Source organism: Saccharococcus thermophilus, assembly GCF_011761475.1.
In the GTDB taxonomy this organism is placed as follows: Bacteria; Bacillota; Bacilli; order Bacillales; family Anoxybacillaceae; genus Saccharococcus; species Saccharococcus thermophilus.
The window spans coordinates 1,531,096-1,557,587 of sequence record NZ_JAASRS010000001.1 but is presented as its reverse complement, the minus strand read 5'-3'; the positions used below and the strand labels follow the sequence as shown (position 1 = coordinate 1,557,587).

Annotated in this window: 13 protein-coding genes, 5 tRNA genes, 2 rRNA genes and 3 pseudogenes; 16 read left to right on the top strand and 7 right to left on the bottom strand. The window is 44.2% G+C overall.

Annotated features, from left to right (window positions below; translation table 11 throughout):
- Window positions 1–9 precede the first annotated feature (9 nt).
- From BDD39_RS08005 to BDD39_RS07990, 4 genes are all read right to left on the bottom strand, one after another.
- Window positions 10–453 (bottom strand): Hsp20/alpha crystallin family protein, encoded by a 444-nt coding sequence (locus tag BDD39_RS08005; protein WP_166909634.1) that lies wholly within the window; start codon window positions 451–453, stop codon window positions 10–12.
- A gap of 225 nt (window positions 454–678) precedes the next feature.
- Entirely contained in the window at window positions 679–1,845 is a 1,167-nt protein-coding gene (locus BDD39_RS08000; RefSeq protein ID WP_166907797.1) for an IS256 family transposase, read from the bottom strand.
- 328 nt (window positions 1,846–2,173) lie between these two features.
- On the bottom strand, window positions 2,174–2,686 hold the full coding sequence (locus BDD39_RS07995) for a DUF1648 domain-containing protein (RefSeq protein WP_166909632.1): 513 nt from the start codon (window positions 2,684–2,686) through the stop codon (window positions 2,174–2,176).
- A gap of 116 nt (window positions 2,687–2,802) precedes the next feature.
- Window positions 2,803–4,179, bottom strand: a complete 1,377-nt coding sequence (locus tag BDD39_RS07990; protein WP_166909630.1) for a transposase — start codon at window positions 4,177–4,179, stop codon at window positions 2,803–2,805.
- Window positions 4,180–4,334: 155 nt separating this feature from the next.
- Here BDD39_RS07990 and BDD39_RS07985 point away from each other — a divergent pair, with 155 nt between their 5' ends.
- Window positions 4,335–4,556: a transposase gene (locus BDD39_RS07985; RefSeq protein ID WP_380741323.1), complete on the top strand. Its 222-nt coding sequence runs from the start codon at window positions 4,335–4,337 to the stop codon at window positions 4,554–4,556.
- 204 nt (window positions 4,557–4,760) lie between these two features.
- Here the strand turns inward: BDD39_RS07985 and BDD39_RS07980 are convergent, their stop codons facing one another.
- Window positions 4,761–5,042 (bottom strand): hypothetical protein, encoded by a 282-nt coding sequence (locus BDD39_RS07980; protein ID WP_341801459.1) that lies wholly within the window; start codon window positions 5,040–5,042, stop codon window positions 4,761–4,763.
- 294 nt (window positions 5,043–5,336) lie between these two features.
- On the opposite strand from BDD39_RS07980, the gene BDD39_RS07975 reads away from it, so the two are divergent.
- The 12 genes and pseudogenes from BDD39_RS07975 to BDD39_RS07920 all read left to right on the top strand — a co-directional run bounded on the left by BDD39_RS07975 (window position 5,337) and on the right by BDD39_RS07920 (window position 18,820).
- Window positions 5,337–6,506, top strand: a complete 1,170-nt coding sequence (locus tag BDD39_RS07975; RefSeq protein ID WP_166907073.1) for an IS256 family transposase — start codon at window positions 5,337–5,339, stop codon at window positions 6,504–6,506.
- Window positions 6,507–6,930: 424 nt separating this feature from the next.
- Window positions 6,931–7,604, top strand: a pseudogene (locus tag BDD39_RS07970) (response regulator transcription factor).
- Entirely contained in the window at window positions 7,601–8,995 is a 1,395-nt protein-coding gene (locus BDD39_RS07965; protein ID WP_166909626.1) for a HAMP domain-containing sensor histidine kinase, read from the top strand. Before BDD39_RS07970 ends, BDD39_RS07965 begins: the two are co-directional and overlap by 4 nt.
- A 563-nt stretch (window positions 8,996–9,558) precedes the next feature.
- A 16S ribosomal RNA gene (locus BDD39_RS07960) occupies window positions 9,559–11,116 on the top strand.
- A gap of 268 nt (window positions 11,117–11,384) precedes the next feature.
- Window positions 11,385–14,315 (top strand): 23S ribosomal RNA (locus BDD39_RS07955).
- Together the 16S and 23S rRNA genes with 5 tRNA genes alongside form the textbook arrangement of a ribosomal RNA operon.
- Window positions 14,316–14,627: 312 nt before the next feature.
- Window positions 14,628–14,699: transfer RNA gene (locus BDD39_RS07950), tRNA-Gly, on the top strand.
- Between the two features lie 12 nt (window positions 14,700–14,711).
- Window positions 14,712–14,785, top strand: a tRNA-Arg gene (locus BDD39_RS07945).
- A 104-nt stretch (window positions 14,786–14,889) separates the two neighbouring features.
- Window positions 14,890–14,960: transfer RNA gene (locus tag BDD39_RS07940), tRNA-Cys, on the top strand.
- Between the two features lie 15 nt (window positions 14,961–14,975).
- Window positions 14,976–15,046, top strand: a tRNA-Gly gene (locus BDD39_RS07935).
- Between the two features lie 22 nt (window positions 15,047–15,068).
- Window positions 15,069–15,142: transfer RNA gene (locus tag BDD39_RS07930), tRNA-Arg, on the top strand.
- 427 nt (window positions 15,143–15,569) lie between these two features.
- Window positions 15,570–16,319 (top strand): COG4705 family protein, encoded by a 750-nt coding sequence (locus BDD39_RS07925; protein ID WP_380630319.1) that lies wholly within the window; start codon window positions 15,570–15,572, stop codon window positions 16,317–16,319.
- Window positions 16,320–16,855: 536 nt separating this feature from the next.
- Entirely contained in the window at window positions 16,856–18,820 is a 1,965-nt protein-coding gene (locus tag BDD39_RS07920) for a PhoX family protein (protein ID WP_166909622.1), read from the top strand.
- A gap of 181 nt (window positions 18,821–19,001) precedes the next feature.
- Here the strand turns inward: BDD39_RS07920 and BDD39_RS07915 are convergent.
- A pseudogene (locus BDD39_RS07915) lies at window positions 19,002–19,619 on the bottom strand (flavin monoamine oxidase family protein); the annotation flags it as partial.
- Window positions 19,620–19,739, bottom strand: a pseudogene (locus tag BDD39_RS16595) (NAD(P)-binding protein); the annotation flags it as partial. It abuts the pseudogene before it with no gap.
- A gap of 408 nt (window positions 19,740–20,147) precedes the next feature.
- On the opposite strand from BDD39_RS16595, the gene BDD39_RS07910 reads away from it, so the two are divergent.
- From BDD39_RS07910 to BDD39_RS07900, 3 genes are all read left to right on the top strand, one after another.
- Window positions 20,148–21,416 carry a DUF445 domain-containing protein gene (locus tag BDD39_RS07910; RefSeq protein WP_166912334.1) on the top strand — a complete coding sequence of 423 codons (1,269 nt, stop codon included), beginning with the start codon at window positions 20,148–20,150 and terminating at the stop codon, window positions 21,414–21,416.
- A gap of 332 nt (window positions 21,417–21,748) precedes the next feature.
- On the top strand, window positions 21,749–24,511 hold the full coding sequence (locus BDD39_RS07905; protein ID WP_166909618.1) for a dynamin family protein: 2,763 nt from the start codon (window positions 21,749–21,751) through the stop codon (window positions 24,509–24,511).
- Window positions 24,512–24,762: 251 nt separating this feature from the next.
- On the top strand, window positions 24,763–26,421 hold the full coding sequence (locus tag BDD39_RS07900) for an IS1634 family transposase (protein WP_015863777.1): 1,659 nt from the start codon (window positions 24,763–24,765) through the stop codon (window positions 26,419–26,421).
- Window positions 26,422–26,492: the final 71 nt, after the last annotated feature.

The following is a 26,492-nucleotide window of genomic DNA, read 5'->3' as shown; positions in this document are numbered from 1 at the left end:
CTTTTTGCATCAATGAAATTCGATATCGACGCGTTTTTTCGGGCTAGACGTTGTTTTTGGAATATGGATGTCGAGCACGCCGTTTTTATAGGTTGCTCTAATATTGTCAGTCGCCGCATCCGATGGCAGTGTAATGGAACGTTGGAAACGTCCAAAGAAGCGTTCGCGGCGGTGCATCTGCTCTTCCTTAATATTTTGATCACGCTGGATTGTTCCGCTGACCGTTAAGACATTGTTGTGTACATCGATGTGCACGTCTTCTTTTTTCTCTAAACCAGGAAGATCGCACGATACGACATATTCATTTTCCGTTTCATGCATGTCCATGCGCGGCATCCCGATATGGTCGTCCATATGGGTAAAGAGAGAAGGAAAATCGGTTGAGAAAAATCGGTTCATGTCTCTGCGCATTGTTTCTAAATGGCGAAATGGATCGTAAGGAATTAAAGACATAAACAGCGCCCTCCTTTGATTGTTATATATATTTGTCATCAAATAGTTTGTTTTGGGCAGCGCTGGGTACCGTCAAGAATTTTGTGTAATATAATGGGGGTAGGGTTTCTCTGAAATGGATTTGGAATGAATAGGGAACTAGTTTCCTCCACACAGGAGACTGAATATTCAGTCTCCTGTGTGGAAAGGGAGAATCCCCCTATTTTGTTTATTTACAGTATTTGGTTAATGATAACGTTCTTCAAACATTCGCTCGAGGGCTTCCTGTGCTTCGGCAAATCCTCGCAACTTTCGCCCTGCCCATTTCTCATTAAAATCTTGAATGGTCAAATATACGATTTTTTCAGCGGCTTCTAAACTATTCAAACTGTTCATCGGCTTTAGACGTTTCCGAATCTCCTTGATCGTTCGTTCAATGGCATTCGTCGTGTAAATCACACTTCGAATACTGCTTGGATAATCCATAAATGTAAGGAGGACATCCAACTCATTGGCCCAAGATTGAACTTCTCTCGGATACTTGCTTGACCATTTCGACTCAAACTGTTGAAACATCTGTAACGCCATCTCCTTATTCGGCGCGCGATAAATCAGCCTGAGATCCTCGGCCACTTCAAATTGGTCTTTTTTCCGAACACGATGGAGCGTGTTACGGACTTTGTGAACGACACAACGCTGCACATCGGCTTTCGGATAAACCGCCTTAAAGGCTTCCTCCAACCCTGGTAGTCCATCGAATATGCCCAGAAGCACTTCCTTGGCGCCTCTTTGGTAGAGGTGTTGAAGAATTTCCTGCCATACATAGGCGCTTTCTTGTCCTCCCACAAAGAAATCAAGAATTTCGCGATATCCTTCTTCGTTCACCCCTAACACCACATAAATGACTTCTTTCTCCACGGTTTCGCGACGAAGTTTTACGTATAAACCATCCAAATATAAGACGGAATAACGCTTGTGCAGTGGACGAGTGTGCCATTTCTCGATGTCTTCCTTCACGACATCGGTAATACGGCTGATCGTCGCAGGAGAATAGGTGCTTCCTAGAATTCGTTCGATAAACTTGCCAATTTCCCGTGTACTCATGCCACTTTGGTACATCCTAATGATTGCTTCCTCCAGCCAGCCGGTGTGCCGTTGGTAAGGGGCAAACAACTGTGTTTGAAATTCTCCGTTTCGGTCTCTAGGGACCAAAAGACCTTCAATCCGGCCATATTGCGTATCTAGATTTCGTTGATAGTAGCCGTTTCTCATATTTGATGTTCCGGCCTGTTCTATTTCGAGGAAATTCTTGATTTCTTCCCGCATGATCAGTTCTAATTTTTCCTTTACAAACTGACGAATGACACTTTCCAGTTGATTTGCCCAGTCGACATTCGGTATACTTTTAGACATAGGTAGGGTTCTCCTTTCTCTGGAATGTTTGGGTTCAATCAGAGAATACCCTACCTTTTTTATTTTGATCTAGTAAAATGCTTTACACAAAATTTTATACATCATCCAGCGCTGTTTTATACACCGAAAATAAACGGTAAACAGACCTAATAGCACAAGCAATACAGCTTATTTTAATGCATCATTGTTCCAAAAAATTGGCATGTGTATCTCTGTTAAAGATTATTGCATAAAGAATGGGACCTCCAAATAGGAAGCCCCATTGTGCTTGCTTATACAACCAGCTCACCTATTCGTTCTATTAGGACTAGTGGAATAATGTTCCTGTTTATCTTAAACGAAACGATCTTACTATAAAAAAGCCTATCGAACTGAAAAGGACGATAAGAAATAGAGCTAAATCCCAAGTCCCGAAAGCTATATCGTGTCCATATGCTACTTCTATATCTTTCCAAATACTGTAAGATATATAAATTAGAAATTCATTTTTTACAACGTTAATCATGATACGTCCATTTTTATATTGCTGTTCTATATTTTCTTCCGTTAAACCGACGATATAATTATAAACGTGAGGGAATTTTTCAAGAATAGTAAGACCAATCCATAAAACAGCTCCTATAATCGGATGTAAAAAAATTATTCCTTTGCCTCCCCATTTATCTACTTCTCCGAAAAAGTTATAATGCATTGGTACTCGATTCGGCAAGGAAGGCCATTCCATCAATAAGTACAAGACACTTCCAATGAAAAGTAGTAATGAAATGATATTTAGAGCAATTTCTAATGGTGTCTTTTTTACATTCAATACTGGCCGGTTTTGAATTTCGATTTTTTTCACCCCCTATTTTTTCTCATTATAAAATACGGGGTATGACTGTTATAGTGTGAACCTCCCCGACTAAATCGAAGATTCTAGTCGGAGCATCCGTTGTCTTAAGTACAGCTATGCTCACGCTATGTAACACTTTCGATGTTTAATGCCTGACGCAAGCTAATTAATGAAGACAACGTTTGCCGAGTTCTAGCTGCAATGGAAGGAACTTTTGCCTCCCATTGCAACCTTTTCTTTTCAGAAAAGGATTTAAGGAATTCTCGTATAAAGTATCGTGCTCCTATATTGTAAGAAGCATTTAGATCTGCGTGATAGACTTTACCATTCGGAAAAGTGGCCAAGTCTTTTTTATTGTTGCGTTTCACTTCTCCTGATCCGTCAAACGCAAGTGCAGAAGTGTTTTTCGCATTCACCCGGCGAATACGCATCCCACGGTAATGAGCCATTTGCTCTACTTTATTTTGGATCCCGATTCTGCACCAATGGTGCAATTTGTGACGCAACTTTTTGGCACCATAATAGTCTTTTGGCATTTTCATTTTGCCTAAGTATTCGAATACAATCACATCTGCATTATGTTTTTCAGCGAATTTAATAATTTCACTTGCTGTGTTAAAAATGATATGTTTTTGCAATCCATTGATTCTACGCCAATAGTTTGGCGCAGAAATCCATCCGGATTGTTGCTGCGCCTTTTTCAGTTTGTTGATTTTGCTTTTCATCCGGTCTTTTTCTATCGGCTGGTTGATAAATTTCCGGCCGATGACAGTTCCATCCGAAAGCATCACCGAACAAACGGCGGAATTCGTTAACCCCAGGTCAACAGCAACAATCACTTGATTCTCTAACTTTGTATTTTTTAGTTTTATTTTTTTCGAGAAAGAAAAATGAATGAAGTACTTTTTCCCCTTCTTTACAATAGTAGGGTTGCTTTCTTTCCAACCTGTAATTCCCCGGTTTTTCAAGTTTTTCGTTTGAAACGTAATCGTCTCCCAAACCCAGTCACCGTTTTTATACACTTTGATCTGTGCCTGGTTTTCGGACAAACGCTTAAACATATTCCCTTTATAGAAAACAGGAAACGCTTTGTGATCGATTCTTAAAGCCGGAGGTTTTTTCTTAAACCTCTTGCCCTCGGCAAGTGCTTGATCACGTTCTTTTTCCCAATTTTTGAGGTTAGAACGATGGCTTTTTACGATTCCTAAAGCTTTTGATATTGCTGAACGTCTAAAATAAGACGGGAACTTATAAAACTTTAAACTAAAATCATACTTTGGATGAGGGTTCGTTTTGGTCCGATGGATCAATCTTTCTACGGCAGGAACTGCTTCTTTCGTAGAAAGATGCTCCAAAGCATCGAACTCTCGATCTACAACATCTACAATAAAAGTTAACGCATCTCGAAAGATAATAAGCGTATTCTCGAATGTCTTTTTTCCGTGAGAGATGATTTTATTTTGAATGGTTTTTATTTTTTCTGCTTTCGGAGCTTTTGCCATCAAACGAACCCTCCTTTCCAAATGTTTGTTTTATTGGTAATATTGTATTAAAGAATTTATTTAGTCGTAAAGAGGGAAGATCAATATGAGTTAATCGAGATGAATGGGAAAAGGATCACGTACATATTTTATTCGACGCACCTCCTCAAATTCAGTTGTTGAAGCTAATAAACAATTTTAAAACGATATCTTCTCGATATATTCGTAAAGAATATAAAGAAGAAATATCGAAGCATTATTGGAAACCTTATTTTTCGAGCAATAGTTATATGATTTTTTCTACCGGAGGAGTACCTTTAGAAGTGATAAAAAATACATCTAAAACCAAGAAAATAGATAATTCGCGACTAACCCCTCCCAAATGTTTCGCATTCTAGAAGGGGTTAGTCTCGTTTTTTGTTCAAAAGAAAATCAAGAAACAATCCTGCCAGTTTGGATAAGCTTATTAATGGTAAATCCTAACAATACAAGTTTTTTCATAAGTGGCATTGGTTGAGAAGAAGCAACCGCCGACAATCATCTTGTTAACCGTTATGTTACCGCTGCGATGATGAATAATGTCTAAGGAGTGAAGAAAAAGGTTATTCTTTTATTTGTTCCATTACACTTATGTAAATATGAATTAAAGATAACTTTTCTTGCTCAGATAGATCAGCGTTTATAATTCTTTTGATTGCATAATAAAATTTTATTTCAGGAGACTGGCGTGTGCGCGGATGGGTCATTTCATCTCGCAATTCCTTTTCGATCGCCTCATACAGGAGCGATTTACAGCATTCCTCAGTGAGTTCCTCGTCCTTTATGAACGAACGATTCGACCATAACGACCGGTACGCCTCAAACAGCTGAACAAATGTGTTCACGAAACAATCCTCCTTTGCTGGTCTCTTCCATGCACGCATATCATTATAAACGATATGGAAAAGGGAAGAAAACTTCAATCGTCTTGATGCCGGAATGAACAATTTTTCATCAATAATCGTAGGAGCTTGTTTTTTGGTGTAATAAAGATGAAAAATTTTTTATCTTTTTTTACCTTCTTCCTTCATGAGGATGATGTATAAAAGTTTGTGTAAAGCATTTTGCTAGAACAAAAGAAAAAAGGTAGGGTATTCTCTGATTGGACCAAAAATCTTAGAGAAAGGAGTACCCTACCTATGTCTAAAAGAAGTATACCGAATGTCGACTGGGCAAATCAACTGGAAAGTGTCATTCGTCAGTTTGTGAAGGAAAAATTAGAGCTGATTATGCGGGAAGAAATCAAACATTTCCTCGAAATCGAACAGGCTGGAACGCCGAATATGAGAAACGGCTACTATCAGCGAAATCTAGATACGCAATATGGCCGGATTGAGGGTCTTTTGGTTCCAAGAGACCGAAACGGGGAATTTCAAACACAGTTGTTTGCCCCTTATCAACGCCACACCGGCTGGCTGGAGGAAGCCATCATTAGGATGTATCAAAGTGGCATGAGTACACGGGAAATTGGCAAGTTTATCGAACGAATTCTAGGAAATGCTTATTCTCCAGCGACGATCAGCCGTATTACCGATGTCGTGAAAGAAGACATCGAGAAATGGCACCATCGTCCACTATCCAAACGTTATTCTGTCTTATATTTGGACGGCTTGTACGTGAAACTTCGCCGCGATACGGTAGAGAAAGAAGTCATTTATGTGGTGTTAGGAGTGAATGAAGAAGGGTATCGAGAAATTCTGGATTTCTTCGTGGGAGGACAAGAAAGCGCCTATGGATGGCAGGAAATTCTTCAACACCTCTACCAAAGAGGCGTCAAGGAAGTGCTTCTTGGCGTCTTCGATGGCCTTCCGGGGCTGGAGGAAGCCTTTAAGGCGGTGTATCCGAAAGCCGATGTGCAGCGCTGTGTCGTGCACAAAGTCCGCAACACCCTCAGCCGTGTTCGGAAAAAAGACCAATTCGAAGTGGCCGAGGATCTCAAGCTGATTTATCGCGCGCCGAATAAGGAGATGGCGTTACAAATGTTTCAACAGTTTGAGTCGAAATGGTCCAGCAAATATCCAAGAGAAGTTCAATCTTGGGCCAATGAGTTGGATGTCCTCCTTACATTTATGGATTATCCAAGCAGTATTCGAAGTGTGATTTACACGACGAATGTCATCGAACGAACGATCAAAGAGATTCGGAAACGTCTAAAGCCGATGAACAGTTTGAGCAGTTTAGAAGCCGCGGAAAAAGTCGTGTATTTGACCATCCAAGATTTTAATGAGAAATGGGCAGGGCGAAAGTTAAGAGGATTTGCCGAAGCGCAGGAAGCCCTTCAACGAATGTTTGAAGAACGTTATTGTTAACCAAATATTGTAAATAAACAAAATAAGGGGATTCTCCCTTTCCACACAAGAGACTGAATATTCAGTCTCCTGTGTGGAGAAAATCAGTCCCCTATCAATTCAAATCCATTTCAGAGAAACCCTACCCCATTTACATTACACAAAATTCTTGACGGTACCTTCATGAGGAGACGGTATGATAAACATAAAAAAACTTTTTTGTAACTAGCCATGGTAGCTATTTTTTATTAGTCATGTTGATAAAATGGAAAGAGTGTATAGCGAGGAGCGTTTTTCAGTTTTATACTAGCAATCGCTGCAGGATACGTATTGCATGTTTGGCAAAGGAAAAAATATAAAAAGTTATAAAAAAGTTCACCAAATAATGGCTCTATTGTTTGGTTAGATTTAGTTATTCATTTATTGATGTAAGGCAGGGGTGTGTATGTATCGCATTTTAATCATTGAGGATGAAGAAGGATTAGTGGAGTTTTTGGAACTTGAACTGCAATATGAAGGGTACGAAGTGGATGTAGCATACGATGGGAGACAAGGACTTGAGCTTGCGACGAAGCAAGACTATCATGTCATTTTGCTTGATTTGATGTTACCTGGCCTCAATGGAATCGAAGTTTGCCGGCGTTTAAGAATGGTCAAAGATACGCCGATTATTATGCTAACAGCAAGAGACAGCGTCATGGATCGGGTAATGGGATTAGATAGTGGAGCGGATGATTACGTTGTCAAACCGTTTGCGATCGAAGAGTTATTGGCGCGGATTCGTGTCATTCTTCGTAGAGAAGAAAAAAAGAAGCAAGACCGCTCGTTCTTACGTTTAAAGATCTTGAATTAGACTTAGAATCTAGAATGTTAAAACGTGGAGAGCATTTCATTGAACTTACGAATAAAGAATTCGAGCTTCTTTCTGTTTTTATGAAAAACATTAATCGTGTTTTAACTCGTGAGGTTTTATTAGATCAAGTATGGGGATACGATTCTGTTGTAGAGACAAACGTAGTGGACGTGTATGTTCGGCATTTACGGAATAAATTAAATGCGGAAGATAAAGAGCAATATATCCAGACCGTCCGAGGAGCCGGGTATGTGATGAGAGAATGAAGTGGTCATCGCTGACCAGAAAATTGCCGATCAAATGGAAGTTAACCATTTGGTCTTCCGCCCTGTTATGTATTTTGTTTGTGTCCTATAATATTTTGCAGTATGTTGTGATGGAGAAATGGAGCATCAATTATGAAAAACAAAATAGTAAGCATCAATTAATTGAACTGGAAGCATTTTTTAAAGAAAAATCAATACGTACTCCCTCCGAATTAAAAAGTTATGCCCAATATTTCGCGACAATTAATGAAAAAAACCAATTGATTCGAATTTTAGACGATAAAGGGAAACCAGTTTTAATAGTATCTCATTCGGTTCCTAGCAGTTGGGTAAAACCGAAGCGAGTGGTATCCTTACAATATGAAATAACGTATCATCAACAAGAACGGTTGTTGATTCTTCGCTCTCCGATGACAACGTTTGCGGGAACTATTGAAATTGTTCGTAACATGGAAATGTTTGATGATTTTCAGGAAGCGTTTTTTTTCGTCATGGTAGCAACCGGGATTGGAGCTATTATTTTAAGTTTTTTAGGTGGAGCGATTATTGCGAAACAACTTCTTGTCAATGTTCAAGCCATGACAAATACGGTGAAGAGAATTAAGAAAAATGGACTGAATGAACGAGTACCTGTAAACGATACGAACGATGAACTAGCACAGCTAGGGAAACTTTTTAATGACTTAATGGACGACCTAGAACAGTCGTTTTTGCAGCAAAAGCAATTTGTCGAAGATGCCTCTCATGAATTAAGAACGCCGCTAACGATTATTAAAGGACATTTAACAATGTTAAACCGATGGGGCAAAAATGACCCGAATGTTTTAAACAAGTCCCTACAGTCCAGTCTAAAGGAAGTGGAAAGATTAAATCAATTAGTACACGAACTGTTAGAATTATCACGTGCCGAGTCCGAATCGCCCGATACGACAGAATGGGAGACTGTTGATGTTAGCATGGTCATTGATCAAGTCATTCGAAATTTTGAAAACGTTTATACAGATTATAAGTTTCGTAAAATACGTAGCGAATCATTATATATAAATATGGTCGCTAGGCATTTAGAACAAGTTTTGGTTATTTTATTAGATAATGCCGTGAAATACGGTCAAGAAAACCAGAAGGAGGTTCATGTTTCAACGTATCGAATGCAAAACGTTGCAAAGATCGAAGTAAAAGATTTTGGAATAGGAATTCCTCAAGAAGAAATCCCTTATGTATTTCACCGATTTTATCGAGTGGACAAAGCTAGAAGCAGAAAACAGGGTGGAAATGGTCTAGGGCTTGCGATTGCGAAACGTTTAGTAGAAAAATACGGTGGCACTATTTCGATTGAAAGCAAAGAAGGTCAAGGAACAACCGTTATATTAACGTTTCCGGTTGTTAGATAGCCATTTTTTAGGGTGTTCTTTCATAACGAAAGAGCACCCGTTTTTTGTGGAACAAAGATTTTTAGGTGGCAGTTTAAAGTTGGTAGCTGACTCAGTATTGACAAAATGTAAGTGTGTTAATAAAATAGATTACGCTGTCTGGAAACGAAAAGCTACTTTAGTTTAGATGAACTAAAAAATTATTGCTAGAAAATTATTGACGAATAACAAAAAATAAGTATAATAAATAGATGTCACAACGATATGTTGTAATGTTGATTAAAAGTAAATGATTATTGACAATCTTGAATTTTTGACTATAATATGAATGTTAGACGGAGTAATTTTTTATCTTTATGTTCCTTGAAAACTGAACAAAACGAAGCGTCCACATAGAAAAGCTGAAGCGCCGCGATCAGCTCTCGAAGCCAAATGTTCTTCACCCGCAGAAATGCTTGCACTTCGAGGGGGAAGGTTATTTGGCAGAAGAGAGCTAGGCGCTGAAGCTAGACAGTATGAAACCGAAGGCGCAGGGCACCTTACGGTGCAGGCGCTGAAGCTTATGAAAATAAGCCAATCAACTTTCTATGGAGAGTTTGATCCTGGCTCAGGACGAACGCTGGCGGCGTGCCTAATACATGCAAGTCGAGCGGACCGAATAGGAGCTTGCTCTTGTTCGGTTAGCGGCGGACGGGTGAGTAACACGTGGGCAACCTACCCGTAAGACCGGGATAACTCCGGGAAACCGGAGCTAATACCGGATAACACCGAAGACCGCATGGTCTTCGGTTGAAAGGCGGCTTTGGCTGTCACTTACGGATGGGCCCGCGGCGCATTAGCTAGTTGGTGAGGTAACGGCTCACCAAGGCGACGATGCGTAGCCGGCCTGAGAGGGTGACCGGCCACACTGGGACTGAGACACGGCCCAGACTCCTACGGGAGGCAGCAGTAGGGAATCTTCCGCAATGGACGAAAGTCTGACGGAGCGACGCCGCGTGAGCGAAGAAGGTCTTCGGATCGTAAAGCTCTGTTGTTAGGGAAGAAGAAGTACCGTTCGAATAGGGCGGTACGGTGACGGTACCTAACGAGAAAGCCCCGGCTAACTACGTGCCAGCAGCCGCGGTAATACGTAGGGGGCGAGCGTTGTCCGGAATTATTGGGCGTAAAGCGCGCGCAGGCGGTCCCTTAAGTCTGATGTGAAAGCCCACGGCTCAACCGTGGAGGGTCATTGGAAACTGGGGGACTTGAGTGCAGAAGAGGAGAGCGGAATTCCACGTGTAGCGGTGAAATGCGTAGAGATGTGGAGGAACACCAGTGGCGAAGGCGGCTCTCTGGTCTGTAACTGACGCTGAGGCGCGAAAGCGTGGGGAGCAAACAGGATTAGATACCCTGGTAGTCCACGCCGTAAACGATGAGTGCTAAGTGTTAGAGGGGTCAAACCCTTTAGTGCTGCAGCTAACGCGTTAAGCACTCCGCCTGGGGAGTACGGCCGCAAGGCTGAAACTCAAAGGAATTGACGGGGGCCCGCACAAGCGGTGGAGCATGTGGTTTAATTCGAAGCAACGCGAAGAACCTTACCAGGTCTTGACATCCCCTGACAACCCTAGAGATAGGGCGTTCCCCCCTTCGGGGGGACAGGGTGACAGGTGGTGCATGGTTGTCGTCAGCTCGTGTCGTGAGATGTTGGGTTAAGTCCCGCAACGAGCGCAACCCTCGACCTTAGTTGCCAGCATTCAGTTGGGCACTCTAAGGTGACTGCCGGTGACAAACCGGAGGAAGGTGGGGATGACGTCAAATCATCATGCCCCTTATGACCTGGGCTACACACGTGCTACAATGGGCGGTACAAAGGGCTGCGAACCCGCGAGGGGGAGCCAATCCCAAAAAGCCGCTCTCAGTTCGGATTGCAGGCTGCAACTCGCCTGCATGAAGCCGGAATCGCTAGTAATCGCGGATCAGCATGCCGCGGTGAATACGTTCCCGGGCCTTGTACACACCGCCCGTCACACCACGAGAGCTTGCAACACCCGAAGTCGGTGAGGTAACCCTTTTGGGAGCCAGCCGCCGAAGGTGGGGCAAGTGATTGGGGTGAAGTCGTAACAAGGTAGCCGTACCGGAAGGTGCGGCTGGATCACCTCCTTTCTAAGGATGATATGTGTGTGAAATAAGAGGGACGCTTACGTTTTGTTCGGTTTTGAGGGAACATATTTATGTTCTCTTCAATTAATCCGTTTTACGTCTGCGTCTTCTAGTGAATTCAGAGAAGCTGGATTCCTCGACGCAAAGCTGCAAAGAAGCGAATGCAATGAAGCAGCTTCGTTCCTTGAAAACTAGATAACCGAAAAGAAAAGCGGAGGCGCCGCGGTTAGGCGCCGAAGCTAGACAAAGGAAGAAGCCGAGAAGCGCTGTTGGTTAAGTTAGAAAGGGCGCACGGTGGATGCCTTGGCACTAGGAGCCGATGAAGGACGGGGCAAACGCCGAAACGCTTCGGGGAGCTGTAAGCAAGCGTTGATCCGGAGATGTCCGAATGGGGGAACCCACTGTCCGTAATGGGACAGTATCCATACCTGAATCCATAGGGTATGGAGGGCACACCCGGGGAACTGAAACATCTTAGTACCCGGAGGAGAAGAAAGCAATAGCGATTCCCTGAGTAGCGGCGAGCGAAACGGGAACAGCCCAAACCAAGAGGCTTGCCTCTTGGGGTTGTAGGACCACTCATATGGGAGTGACAAAGGAACGGGGTAGACGAAGCGGTCTGGAAAGGCCCGCCAGAGAAGGTGACAGCCCTGTAGTCGAAACTTCGTTCCCTCCCGAGTGGCTCCTGAGTACGGCGGGACACGGGGAATCCCGTCGGAAGCAGGGAGGACCATCTCCCAAGGCTAAATACTCCCTAGTGACCGATAGTGAACCAGTACCGTGAGGGAAAGGTGAAAAGCACCCCGGAAGGGGAGTGAAAGAGAACCTGAAACCGTGTGCCTACAAGTAGTCAGAGCCCGTTGATGGGTGATGGCGTGCCTTTTGTAGAATGAACCGGCGAGTTACGATGACGTGCGAGGTTAAGTCGAAGAGACGGAGCCGCAGCGAAAGCGAGTCTGAATAGGGCGTTCAGTACGTCGTCGTAGACCCGAAACCAGGTGATCTACCCATGTCTAGGGTGAAGGTAGGGTAACACCTACTGGAGGCCCGAACCCACGCACGTTGAAAAGTGCGGGGATGAGGTGTGGGTAGGGGTGAAATGCCAATCGAACTTGGAGATAGCTGGTTCTCCCCGAAATAGCTTTAGGGCTAGCCTCAAGGGAAGAGTCTTGGAGGTAGAGCACTGATTGAGCTAGGGGCCCTCATCGGGTTACCGAACTCAGTCAAACTCCGAATGCCAATGACTTATCCTTGGGAGTCAGACTACGAGTGATAAGATCCGTGGTCGAGAGGGAAACAGCCCAGATCACCAGCTAAGGTCCCTAAGTGCACGTTAAGTGGAAAAGGATGTGGAGTTGCCCAGACAACCAGGATGTTGGCTTAGAAGCAGCCATCATTTAAAGAGTGCGTAATAGCTCACTGGTCGAGTGACTCTGCGCCGAAAATGTACCGGGGCTAAACGTGCCACCGAAGCTGTGGGATGACCGTTGGTCATCGGTAGGGGAGCGTTCTAAGGGCGTCGAAGCGAGACCGAAAGGACTCGTGGAGCGCTTAGAAGTGAGAATGCCGGTATGAGTAGCGAAAACAGAGGTGAGAATCCTCTGCACCGAAAGCCTAAGGGTTCCTGAGGAAGGTTCGTCCGCTCAGGGTTAGTCGGGACCTAAGCCGAGGCCGAAAGGCGTAGGTGATGGGCAACAGGTAGAGATTCCTGTACCACCTCCTCACCGTTTGAGCGATGGGGGGACGCAGGAAGGTAGGGCGAGCAGGCTGCTGGAATAGCCTGTCCAAGCGGTTAGGCTGCCAGATAGGCAAATCCGTCTGGCGCAAAGGCGGAGCCGTGATGGCGAAGGGACCATCGGTCCCGAAGTCCCCGATCCTACACTGCCAAGAAAAGCCTCTAGCGAGGTGAGAGGTGCCCGTACCGCAAACCGACACAGGTAGGCGAGGAGAGAATCCTAAGGTGCGCGGGAGAACTCTCGTTAAGGAACTCGGCAAAATGACCCCGTAACTTCGGGAGAAGGGGTGCTCTCTTGGGTGAATAGCCCGAGGGAGCCGCAGTGAAAAGGCCCAAGCGACTGTTTATCAAAAACACAGGTCTCTGCGAAGCCGAAAGGCGAAGTATAGGGGCTGACACCTGCCCGGTGCTGGAAGGTTAAGGGGAGCGCTTAGCGCAAGCGAAGGTGCGAACCGAAGCCCCAGTAAACGGCGGCCGTAACTATAACGGTCCTAAGGTAGCGAAATTCCTTGTCGGGTAAGTTCCGACCCGCACGAAAGGTGTAACGACTTGGGCACTGTCTCAACGAGAGACCCGGTGAAATTATACTACCTGTGAAGATGCAGGTTACCCGCGACAGGACGGAAAGACCCCGTGGAGCTTTACTGCAGCCTGATATGGAATTTTGGTATCGCTTGTACAGGATAGGTGGGAGCCTGGGAAGCCGGAGCGCCAGCTTCGGTGGAGGCGCCGGTGGGATACCACCCTGGCGGTATTGAAATTCTAACCCGCACCCCTGATCGGGGTGGGAGACAGTGTCAGGTGGGCAGTTTGACTGGGGCGGTCGCCTCCCAAAAGGTAACGGAGGCGCCCAAAGGTTCCCTCAGAATGGTTGGAAATCATTCGTAGAGTGCAAAGGCACAAGGGAGCTTGACTGCGAGACGGACAGGTCGAGCAGGGACGAAAGTCGGGCTTAGTGATCCGGTGGTTCCGTATGGAAGGGCCATCGCTCAACGGATAAAAGCTACCCCGGGGATAACAGGCTGATCTCCCCCAAGAGTCCACATCGACGGGGAGGTTTGGCACCTCGATGTCGGCTCATCGCATCCTGGGGCTGTAGTCGGTCCCAAGGGTTGGGCTGTTCGCCCATTAAAGCGGTACGCGAGCTGGGTTCAGAACGTCGTGAGACAGTTCGGTCCCTATCCGTCGCGGGCGCAGGAAATCTGAGAGGAGCTGTCCTTAGTACGAGAGGACCGGGATGGACGCACCGCTGGTGTACCAGTTGTCCCGCCAGGGGCACCGCTGGGTAGCTATGTGCGGAAGGGATAAGCGCTGAAAGCATCTAAGCGTGAAGCCCCCCTCAAGATGAGATTTCCCATCGCGTTAAGCGAGTAAGATCCCTCGAAGATGACGAGGTCGATAGGTCCGAGGTGGAAGCGTGGCGACACGTGCAGCTGACGGATACTAATCGATCGAGGACTTAACCAATTCGAAAAGCGGAGGCGACTGCTTAGCCCCGATGGGCGCTGGAAGACCTGCGAGGAGGCTGTCGCCGCCACAGCAGGTCTGAAGCGACCCAAGGGGCTAGGAGCCGGAGCTAGACACCACGAAAAGCGGAGGACGCCCGCCTATCGGCGACACGCGCTGGAGGGCCCGTGAGGAGGCTGTTGCCGCCGCAACGGGACCGAAGCGTCGCGAGCCGATGGCGTCCGGAGCTAGACAGCGAAGGCGCCCGGCTTCTTCCAAACAAACGGTTATCTAGTTTTGAAGGAATGAACCAAATATCACTTATGTTATCATGCGGAAGTAGTTCAGTGGTAGAACACCACCTTGCCAAGGTGGGGGTCGCGGGTTCGAGTCCCGTCTTCCGCTTCATCATATTTTGCGCTCGTAGCTCAATTGGATAGAGCATCTGACTACGGATCAGAAGGTTAGGGGTTCGAATCCTCTCGAGCGCGTTTTTGATATTTATACATAATCAATCAATATTCAAAATTTCAAATACATAGTTTAGTTTTGGCAATAGTCGCATTTCTTCTCTTTCATTACCCGATCATTTTGCGGCGGCATAGCCAAGTGGTAAGGCAGAGGTCTGCAAAACCTTCATCCCCGGTTCGAATCCGGGTGCCGCCTTCAAGTTTCAACCGTGCGGGTGTAGTTTAGTGGCAAAACCTCAGCTTCCCAAGCTGATGTCGTGGGTTCGATTCCCATCACCCGCTTTCTTGTTTCTCATTATTATATGTCCCAGTAGCTCAGCTGGATAGAGCAGCGGCCTTCTAAGCCGTCGGTCGGGAGTTCGAATCTCTCCTGGGACGCTACACTGGAAAGTGCTTTCTTTCACTTTTTTTCAACCTCTTATATCGTTTAGTGAAACGGTCAGTATACGGATCATGTAGGAAATAACACCGTATATTGACTTAATCACTAACGATATAGGAGGTTTTTTTGTTATGACCAAAAGAAAAGGGATTGTATTTATTTGAAATAATAGAGAAAATTCACGTTGTGTCCTCAAATCCATACATAGCAAAGGCTTTAAAGCAAGTTAAAAATTTTTAATGGACTTGTAGTTTGAATTTTATTAGATTTTTCGATGAATTTTATTACAGCATATTAAAGTAGGGTTTAGGTATTTTAACAATCATCAATGAATAAACGAGAAAGGAGATGAGTTCATTGGAAAAAAATCCATCTATTTCTAATTCTAATGAAGCCGCGGCAGCCCCAACACGAGGTCGGCAGATGTTGAACAAGGTTCCAGAAGTCACGATTTTTTTCTGGATCATCAAGATCATGGCAACCACGGTGGGCGAGACGGCCGCAGACTTACTGAACGAAAAGCTGAACTTAGGCTTGACTAACACGACCTTTGTCATGAGTGTCCTTTTGCTCATCACAATGTTCTACCAGTTCAAGTCGGGAAAGTACGTGCCAGGGATCTACTGGCTTGCGGTCACGCTGATTAGTGTTGTCGGCACACTGGCTTCCGACAACCTAACGGACCATTTCGGGGTTCCTTTGGAGATTACTACTACCATTTTCACCATTTTGCTGTTAGCGACTTTTGCGGCATGGTATTCGAGTGAGAAGACATTGTCCATTCACTCCATCTACACGACCAAGCGGGAAGCGTTCTACTGGTTGGCCATCCTGTTCACCTTCGCCTTGGGGACAGCAGCCGGTGACCTTATAGCAGAGCGCCTCAACATGGGTTACTTGACGTCAGCTCTTATTTTCGCCGCATTGATTGCGGTGGTTGCGATCGCTTACTACCGCTTCAACGTGAATGCAGTGTTGGCCTTCTGGATTGCTTACGTCATGACCCGTCCATTTGGCGCCTCTATTGGCGACTTCCTATCACAGCCTCGTAAAGCCGGTGGCCTTGGTCTCGGTACGGTAGGAACCAGCGCGCTCTTCCTTGTAACGATCTTGAGCTTGGTCATCTACCTGACCAAGACGAAAATAGACGCCCCGAGCTCAGTTGAGGAGTAGAGCAAGGGCCGGCGGTTTCAAGCGGGCCGCCGTGGGTTCAGCGGATGCCCGTAAGATCGTTGAGCGAGTGCACTATCTGTTTAAAAAAGCACATTATAGGATGGTGTGCATTTTAAAAATATACTGAACTCCTTTGGACTGTTCGGTTATTCATAAAGCATTTTTTATTTATGGCCTGTCTTCTAGCAATTTCTGAATAGACAGGTCTTCGCTTTCTCTACGGACTTTAGGCATTGCTAGCATCCTTTCTTACCTCCACTGTTTTTGTCTTCACAGCCTTAACAGTAGAGGGATTTTTAGGAGCTGGCAAGCCTTTTTTTATGCAATCAAGCTTTGCGCGTTTCCGCTGCAGAACTCAGTACAAGTAAGAACCAACAGACACTGCTTTTTCGCAGAGAATAACTAGCCCTTCGTAAAAATGGTAATTTTATTTTTACATCAACTAAATGGTTAATTTACTAATCTATTAAAATATTTTAACAATTATTCTGTTAAATAAAGATAGGATGTTTATTCTATCACAAGGAGGATAATTTATGAAAAAGAATGGAATTGCTGTTGCTTTAGCTCTTGGGATTATGGTGCCGGCACTGCATCCAACTCAAGCCGCGACAAAACAAAAAGAAGTAAAGATCGAATCGATCTCATTTAGCGGTTCGAGAGTGCCAACTACCGTTGAAGAAATGAGCAAACCGTTTACAACAGCTTCCGTTGTTGTAAAGTATACGGATGGAAAAACAAAAAAATTCCCGCTTACATATAAGCAGCTCTTTAAGACAACGGATAAGTTTAAAATGTCTAATGGCGAAACATTTTCTGCCGGCACGCCGACCGATTATTATGGTGACCCGATTACGGATCGATCAGTGGACGGGAAACCTGTGCATTACGTATCTGATGCGCCTGATGCGAACAGCTTGCTTCGTCCAATGAAAGATGGTTCGTTGTATCTTATTTCCCATTATGAATATATTTCGCTAGACAACGCAGGAAATCCGGCATGGCGCCGTGTGCCAGCTTCCATGACGTTAACGAAACTCCAGCAAAACATGAAAACAGGAGAGTTAAAGGTCTCCACTATGGACAAAATCGACTTTTCAGCGGTAAACGGTTTATGGGTGCCGTGCAACGGCTCGTTAACGCCTTGGAATACGCATTTAGGTTCAGAGGAATATGAGCCTGATGCCCGTTCATTTGAATTCGACACGCCAGATAAGCCCATCCAATCAACAGCTCATTTAAAAGATTTTGCAAAGCTATATTTTGATGATGAGAAAAAAGCAAACCCTTATTATTACGGCTTTATTCCTGAAGTAACGGTCAGTGCCGATGGAATGACGCGCGTTGTGAAACATTACAGCACCGGACGCCGTTCCAATGAATTGATGGTTGTAATGCCGGATGAGCGTACCGCTTACTTTGGAGACGACAGTGAATATACAACGCTGTTTATGTACGCGGCGGATAAACCGCGTGATTTGTCAGCCGGCACTTTATATGCGGCGAAATTTACGCAAACAAGCGCAGAAAATGGCGGGTCCGGCAATTTGGAGTGGATTAAACTTGGACATGCGACAGATAAAGAAATTAAACGGATCATTGATAAAGGCATTAAATTTAGCGATATTTTTGAAGTATCCGATGTGCCGAAAGAAGGTTTTATTCCTGTTAAGCAATACTCAGGCCAAAACGCCAACTATGGTAAAATAGAATACTTGAAACTGAAGCCGGGAATGGAAAAAGCCGCGGCATTCTTGGAATCGCGCCGTTACGCAGCAATGTTAGGAGCAACAAGCGAGTTTAATAAAATGGAAGGACTGGCGTTAAACGCGAAAGACAAAAAAGTATATGTAGCGATTTCTGATATTAGCAAAGGGATGGAGAAAAACGACCAAGACCCGACGGACGACATTCAATTACCGAAAGTGAAAGCTGGTGCAGTTTATGAGCTAAGCTTAAAACCAGGACAAAAGACCACAGCTGGTGAGCCGATTAACAGCGGATATGTAGCCGTTTCGATGAAGGCGCTTCTTGTCGGTGAAGATTTAGCGCAGCCGGACGCTTACGGCAATAAAGCAAACGTGAATAAAATTGCCGGGCCGGACAATTTAAGCTTCTCTGAGGATTATCGCACATTGTTTATCGGGGAAGACAGCAGCCAACATATTAACAATTTTGTATGGGCGTATAACGTCGATACGAAAAAGTTATCGCGCATTTTATCCATTCCGGCTGGTGCAGAAGCAACGGGACTTCAAGCGGCCGATAACCGAAATGGATTTAGCTACGTGATGAGCAATTTCCAACATCCAGGGGACGAATTAGACAATTTTGCGCCGACAGCGGTAAAAATCGATGATGTGAAAAAAGCTATCGACGCAACATATGGAATTGATCAGGCTGGTGCTGTTGGTTATATCCAAGGACTGCCGAACATCGAAAAACTGAAGGAAGAATTAAAGAAACAGCAAAAAGCTCCACAGAGCAAAAAGAAAAAATGAAAGATAACCAGAAGGTCTGCCTGATAAATGATGGGCAGACTTTTTTCATTTTTAATCATCATCCTTGTCATCGCAAGAAACGGGCAAAGCGAATGGTGATCCCCATATTTGGATAGTCCGGATGATTTTTGATAAAACTTGCATCCCAATTTTTAATATGACCATTCTCGATAAGAATGAATCAGGTTGATTGGTGATTAGGTTCGAATAAAGTTCTTGGCAAATCATTGACTTCATATGCCACACGTATTCCGGACTCGATTGCACCTTGGATCCAGCCGTGGGTAGTTGAGGTATGTTCGCCAGCAAAATGAACTCTTCCTTCGGGAGAGGAAATATAGGGAGATAGTTCTGTTGCCTGTTCAGGTTTAAATATCGTGAAAGCCCCAGCAGAATACGGATATCGAATCCAACTGTGGCTCACTCCTGTTTCAAACTCGCGATATACCTGTTTGCCATGGATAGTGGCCAAGTTTTTTAAAACATATTCCAAGCGATTTTGATCGCTTAAACTGTCCCAAGGTATAGCATCATCCTCCCATGTATAACTAGCCAAGATAACGCCCGGTCCTGGTGTACCAAGGTCATGGCTCGGGTACTGAGCATACGTAATAGGGAGATCCGAAGCGGTTTTCCCGCCATACATGCCTTCCTTTTCCCAGAACTTGCTTTTAAACTGGATGCCGGTCTTCGTAGAGCCCGCATAGTGGAGTTCCCGAATCGCCTTCCATTTGTTATGGGAAAAAGAGTCATATGGTTCAATATCCACAAATTGTAATACTGAAAAAGGAATGGTTACATCGTGCCCCGCTTGCTTAAGCAAAGAGGCCGCGACAAGTCCTGCCATACCCGCGCCAACAATGATGATCTTCTTTGGAATTTTGGTTTTTGAAAGTCCATTTCTGATGATTGAAATCATGTGATCAGGCGATAACTTAGGAAATACGTAATCTGACATGCTTTTCCTCCTTAGCAATGCTCATCAGGCCGTAAGCTGACAAAAAGATGCCTTATTGCCATCTTATTCGGCCAAAAAGTACAGTTATGCAAAAAAGGAGCAGCATACGTGCTGCTCCTTTGGGTTCTCGCGCAAAAAATCTATTGGACATATTGATACTCTAAAAAAGGTGTGTAATGGTATGAAAACGAAAAATTCATTTAGTGGAAGTATTATCAACCTGATATGATATGATTTTATTAACGATAAGAGAAGTTGGATGAAATTTTTGGTATTTTTTCGGGAAAAGCTGGTCATCGTACTCCTTTATGTATCACTTCACAATCATTTGGTTATAGTAAATTTATTATCATAAAGGATGAGGGAAGCATGATATCTAAAAAGTCGAAACAACCAAAGAAATCAAAGCGCTTAGCGAGTTTTTCGCTTGCTGTTATGGGTGCTGGTTTTGTCGCAACCATTCCTTTCCAAGGATCGCTTCTAGGAAACTTGCTACAAGGAGGCTTTGAAGCGGGGCTTGTAGGTGGATTAGCTGACTGGTTCGCCGTTACTGCCTTATTCCGACATCCATTGGGGTTGCCCATTCCCCATACGGCTCTTTTGCCTAAAAATCGGAAAAGAATAACCAAAGCGCTCGTCTCTACACTTGAAAATGACTGGCTTTCCAAAGAAAGTATTAGAAATAAAATCAAACAAATCAATTTTACAGAGAAAATGTTGCCTGTCCTTGAGAGAGAGCTTCATTCAGATTCAGTGAAAAAGGGCGTTGTGTCACTCGCCGTACAAATGATCCGTCAGATTAATGTTGAGGAAATTGCCCCTTTTGTGGAAAAAGAAATAAAATCTTCTTTTCGTTCCATTGAAATGAGCACTGTCCTTCAGTCTGCCATCAATCAAGTGCTCATTCGTGAATATGAAGAGAAGGCGTTAGATTATCTTCTTGACAAAGCAGAAGAATGGATACGGGAAAGGAACACAAAGAATCAACTTGGCAATCTAGCAATACGGGTACTTGACCATATAGAGTTCGACGGTTTTCTGCGGATTGCGCTAAAGTCTTTTCAGAATCTATTGAATGAAGAAAAACTCGGCAGCATACTGCAAATCCTTCTTCTTCGTGTTGTAAGCAGTTTGCGCCAGAAAGATGATATGAACAGGAAGGCTTTGCTTTTACGTATTCGTAAGGAATTGCGAAACATAAAAGACAATAAGAAGCTGTTGGAAGAAATCGAAAATTGGAAGGATCGTCTTATTGATGGCTGGGAGCTTGCTGAAAACATAACCGAAATCTTGCAGAAGACTCAGCAGAAAGCGTTGGTCTTTGTTCAAGACAGCCAGTTTATGGATGAGTATCTTCTTCCTTTTTTAACACGCTTACTGAACGATCTAAAGGAAGATCCGGCAAAAGTCCATATCATTGAAAACTGGATACACAAGCAAATCGCCAATCTTGTTGAAGAGAATCATTCCAAAATAGGCCAGCTTGTACAGGAAAATCTAGATAAGCTAGATGATGAAACGCTTATTCATATGATGGAAAATAAAATTGGAACAGACTTGCAGTGGATTCGGGTGAATGGAGCGATTTGTGGTTTTATTATCGGGATTTTTTTAGCGGGAATCAAAGCGCTGATTTAATGGTTCTAATGCAAAAAATTCAACATATAAAAACGAAATAAAATGTGGTAAATCGAAAAAATTCGTGGTTAACGCATCGGTCACAAATCGAAGCTGCACTTTTCTCAGGAGGATGGTGCAGCTTTTTTTACATTTCCATCCAATTAATAACATAATTTAGCTGAAATTTTACACGATGATAAAAATCTGTATTATAAATGAAAACAGTTTGAAACTTTATTGCAAAAATATGTTTGCTAGAATATTAAAGATGGAAACAAGAAAGTTTTAATAACTATATAGTACGGTATGTAAAATATATACTGATTAAATATATAGGTCGGGTGATAAACATGACGGTAGAGAATCAACTGATCAAAAAAACATTTTATGAAACATTGATGGAAGCGGATGAAAATAATCCTGTCCGTGTGCTCGGAGAAGCTTTTCTTGCCGGGCATAAAGATGGGACAGCTGACATTTCCACCATCCGTTTTGCCCAAGGAGAAGTATATTTTCATAACAAAGATTATGAAGCAGCTATTTTCAAATGGGAAAACGTTCATAATGACTTAGAACCATGGGCGAAGAAAAATATAGCGGATTGTTATTATGAAATCGGGCAATTATCAACAGCTGAAGAGATTTATAAATCCATTAATACGGAAAGCAGTGTCTTGCAATCAGAAGTTGCGCTGCAATTATTTTCGCTTTACATAGACCAAGGCGAGCTTGAAAAAGCGGATCAAGTGATTAAAAAAGCGGTATCCTTTAATCCAGAGTATCCGAATGTTACTGATATTGCTCGCGCCTTTTACGAAAAACACAAGGATTGGAAGAGTGCAATTGAACTGGCCGTAAATGAAGCAATCCGGACAGAGTCTCCTCAATGGTTTGATATTTTAAAAACATATGCAGAACAAGGATTAACCAAAACCTTTGAACCGCATTACTTTTCAAAATGCTTAGTCACGTTATACGGAGTGGATCAGAAAAGATTTGAACAGATGGTTCAGGCATTATGGAATAGTTACAAAAACGAGCATTCCTATTTTTCATGGCTAAGGGAATTTAACCACCTTTTCTTCAATCTGGATGCAAGACGGGAGCAGTCTTGGAAAGAGCTGTCAGCGCTTTATCTGGAAACTTATTTTGAATTGATCGATGGAAAGTATTTAATGAAAGAACTGGATGGGATTATTCCGAACATCTTAACGAACTGGCTCAAAATAGCCGATTATTCTCATGCTTTATTTGCTTCTGCAGCGGTATTGGCATGGAGCGAGAAATTTCCGTCCAGCATTAGTCCAGAGGTTGTCAATGATGCCGAACATCTTATTTTCCATTCCCGCAATGAGACAGACGGTTTGGAATACAGCCTTACATTATTCGATTCCATCGTAAAATGGGCGGAAGCGCAGCATGTTGATCCAGGTCACCGCTTCAGATGGATCATTCGGGAACTGGTTGATTTTCAAACACATCATTTATTGGTAGTTGGAACTTCCGGAAATGGGAAGTCTGCTTTTATCAATTCGGTTCTCGGAGAAAATATCCTAACTGGTCCGACATCTTCCGTCATTGCATTTAAGGGGGATGATGAAACGGAGATTAGAAAAATATCCGATGGAGAATTAACGACATTTTCAAGTTTCCATGAATTCCAGGAGGCAGTAGATAGACGGCTGAATAAGGCTTTTGACAATACGATTATTGAGTTATCTCTTCCATCGCCAATTTTGCAGGAAAACAGGCTAGTTCTTGTTGATACGCCGGGATTTAGCGACTGTAGCCCTATTGAAGGTGAGGCGTTGAAATATCTGCATTTTGCCGACAGTTTATTATTTGTTCTGGATGCGAACGATCCTTTTACCGAAAAAGAACAAGAGATCCTAATGCAGATTCGCAAATATGCGCCTAATCTTTCAATTCATTTTCTGCTCAATAAAATCGATGAAATTTATGATGAACAAGAAGCCGCCGCGATTGTTGAAGACACTCGTTCGAGGGTTCGGACATATGTTCCAGAGGCTCGGGTGTTTGCCTATTCATCACGGTTAAGAAGCAGAAAACAACAAAATGACCTAGCAGAGTTCTTGAAAAACTTGAGCCGGCAAATTGCGGAGGACGATCGAATTGAAAAAATATTAATCTCTATTCGTCAATTAATCAGTCATTTATTGGATAAACGGGCAGAAATGGAAAACAGCTTAACTGATTCGATTAAATGGAATGAAGAAATGGTCACAAAGCTAAACGGCGCAATCCATCAATTAACGGATTTGAAAGAAGAAAAAGCGCGAATTATCACAAGAACGTTCCATAAAGTCCTGGAGGAAGTCAGATCAGACCTATCGGAAAATATTCCGAAAATTTTACGTGAAACTTCTGATATGATTCAAGAAGACAGTGATTTCCGTAAAATTCACCTTGAACTAAATAATGAGATGAACCGGAGAGTACATGCTTATGTAAACGATAAGGTCTTGCCTGAGCTTTATCGTTCTCTTCAGGAATGGATTTTAACGGCAAATGATGAACTGAATCACTGTCAATCTTTCCTGGATGAAATAAGCCATGGGTTTAATGAGATGTATGGGGAAGAGCGGCTTAAGCTGAATTGCGACTTTAAAGTGCTTGACGACTGGCGCCGGGACGCAGACCGGATGACGAGCGGCGTGCAAATAGAGAAGGTGAATATTTTTCTCCGCCGCACACCGTATCAAATTTTATTGAAAGGTGCCGGAAAGCTGTTTGGAGCCTTCCAGCAAAACAATGCGATGCTATATAACAAATACAAGCAGTTTGTTGAAAATCAGGATTATTTAGACGTTACCGAATCCATTGTGAACAAGTTGCTTTTGCAATTCGAATTGTTTGAGAAATCACTGGAACGGGATATTTCGCTCTTTTTCCGAGACCCGTTTGCCGTACTGAATCAAACGGTAGAAGAAACGAAAAAAGAAATCAATGAAAAAGAAGAAGAACTGGAGAAAATGAGATCGAATCCGGAAACGTACCGCGATCCGCTAACATTGTTTGAAGTAAAACTCCGACAATACGAATGGATTACCATTTCCGCAAAAAAGGAGTTATTCAAGTATAACGAGATTTAACAAAAAATCGGCCTCATGGGCCGATTTTTTGTTGTGGAAATGTTTCGTTTCGAGGAGGGAGACTTCTCGTGAAAAAGGGTTAAATTAAATATAGACACGTCCTCCCGAGTATGCAGAAGGATGCGGCTAATAGGTTAGGCAAACTGTTTAACTCACATTTCGCACCCTCTCGACGAAAATCGGGAGGATTTTTTCGTTCCGATGTCGAATGAATCCTTGACACACAAGGAACGTAAAGGAGTTTTTCACTTATGAACGTTCAAGTCAAAAAGGTCTATCGCAATTCTTATTTGAATATAATAAGTGCCCTATTCAAGAAACTGGGTCTGCCTCAATTGATTGACCATCTCGTGCCCGTCGATCCGCAGTGCCAAACGCGAGTCAGCGATGCCGTTCAGGCCATCCTCTACAATGTGTTTGACGGCCGGCAAGCCCTTGTTCACTTGGAACATTGGGCTCAGGAGGTCGATTGTGAGAAACTCATCCGTCCCGATCTCCATCCTTCCTGGTTGAACGACGATGCGTTGGCCCGTCATCTCGATCGCCTGTATGAGGCTGGCATTCACAACGTCATCAGCACTTGCTTGATTCATATTTATCGAAAAGAAGGCCTTTCCCTCCGAGCCTTCCACGCCGATACGACGGACAAGACCGTTTACGGCGCGTATGAATCGGCCTCGTTAGAGGCCTTACAAATCACACATGGCTACAACCGCCATCATCGTTGGCAAAAACAGATCGGTTTCGGACTGGTCGGCAACGAGGACGGCATCCCGTTTTACGGCGATGTGCACGATGGCAACCTGCCCGATAAAACATGGAATCCCGAGGTGCTGTCTCGTGTCCATGAACAGCTGAAGCAGGCCAAAATCGAAGACGAATGGATTTACGTGGCCGATTCCGCCGCGATGACGAAAGAGACCCTGGCGCAAACCAAAGCGGCCAACGCCTTTTTGATCACCAGAGGCCCTTCGTCGCTCCGGATCGTGAAAACCGCGCTGGCCGAAGCGGATGCTGAGGACACGACGTGGAGCGATCCCTTTACGTTGGCGGAGAGAAACGGCGCCACGTACCGGGTATGGGAAACGGCCTCGACGTATGAAGGCCACCCCGTTCGGCTGATCGTTGTTGAATCGAGCGCGCTCGACCAGCGAAAAGGAAAGACGCTTGAAAAAGAACGAACCAAAGAAGCGGAGCTTCTTCGCGAGGAACAAGCCCGTTGGGAGCGTCACCCCTTCTCCTGCCGGGAAGATGCCGAACAAGCCTTGGCGTCCCTCAAGGCGTCCCTTCGCCCCCGGTTTCATCGGGTTGAGGCCGCGGTCGAAGAGATCGTACGCCTGAAAAAACGGCGCGGACGGCCGAAAAAAGGGGCGGAACCCGAGGTGGAGACGCTGTATTTCTTGCACCTTGACGTCGAATTCGACCAAGACGCGTGGGAACAGGCGAGACGGAAAGCGTCCCGGTTTGTCCTTGTCACGACCGTTCCGAAGGAATGGAAGGGCCAACCCATGGATGCCCAAGAGATCTTGAAGCTGTATAAAGGGCAGATCTCGGTGGAAATGAACTTCGCTTTTTTGAAAGATCCGTTTTTCACGGATGAGATTTACGTCAAAAAACCAGAACGGGTCGCAGTATTAGGCTATTTGTTTCTGTTGGCCTTGGCTATTTACCGCGTTTTTCAGCGCCGAGTGCGTCAGTTTATTACTCCAGAACACCCGTTGAAGGGTCCTGGAGGCCGCAAGCTGACCCGGCCGACGGGACAGGCGATTTTTCAGCTGTTTCAATATGTGAACGTCGTCCTGTTCAAGCTGCCGGATGGGCGCATCCAACGCTCACTGGATCGCTCCCTTACCCCTGATCAGCGAAGGATTCTGCAGGGATTGGGCATGGATGAGAGCATCTACGTGTAACGTGATACGGAACGACCAGCGATGGTAAAAAAAGGATTGCCATCGCTCGTTGTGTTGGTCAAAAAGTTATT

What these genes read in the sequence shown, in the direction of transcription:
- BDD39_RS08005 (WP_166909634.1), bottom strand. Translation starts at nt 453, where the DNA reads ATGTCTTTAATTCCTTACGATCCATTTCGCCATTTAGAAACAATGCGC.
- BDD39_RS08000 (WP_166907797.1), bottom strand. Translation starts at nt 1,845, where the DNA reads ATGTCTAAAAGTATACCGAATGTCGACTGGGCAAATCAACTGGAAAGT.
- BDD39_RS07990 (WP_166909630.1), bottom strand. Translation starts at nt 4,179, where the DNA reads ATGGCAAAAGCTCCGAAAGCAGAAAAAATAAAAACCATTCAAAATAAA.
- BDD39_RS07975 (WP_166907073.1), top strand. Translation starts at nt 5,337, where the DNA reads ATGTCTAAAAGAAGTATACCGAATGTCGACTGGGCAAATCAACTGGAA.
- BDD39_RS07965 (WP_166909626.1), top strand. Translation starts at nt 7,601, where the DNA reads ATGAAGTGGTCATCGCTGACCAGAAAATTGCCGATCAAATGGAAGTTA.
- BDD39_RS07925 (WP_380630319.1), top strand. Translation starts at nt 15,570, where the DNA reads ATGTTGAACAAGGTTCCAGAAGTCACGATTTTTTTCTGGATCATCAAG.
- BDD39_RS07920 (WP_166909622.1), top strand. Translation starts at nt 16,856, where the DNA reads ATGAAAAAGAATGGAATTGCTGTTGCTTTAGCTCTTGGGATTATGGTG.
- BDD39_RS07910 (WP_166912334.1), top strand. Translation starts at nt 20,148, where the DNA reads ATGATATCTAAAAAGTCGAAACAACCAAAGAAATCAAAGCGCTTAGCG.
- BDD39_RS07905 (WP_166909618.1), top strand. Translation starts at nt 21,749, where the DNA reads ATGACGGTAGAGAATCAACTGATCAAAAAAACATTTTATGAAACATTG.
- BDD39_RS07900 (WP_015863777.1), top strand. Translation starts at nt 24,763, where the DNA reads ATGAACGTTCAAGTCAAAAAGGTCTATCGCAATTCTTATTTGAATATA.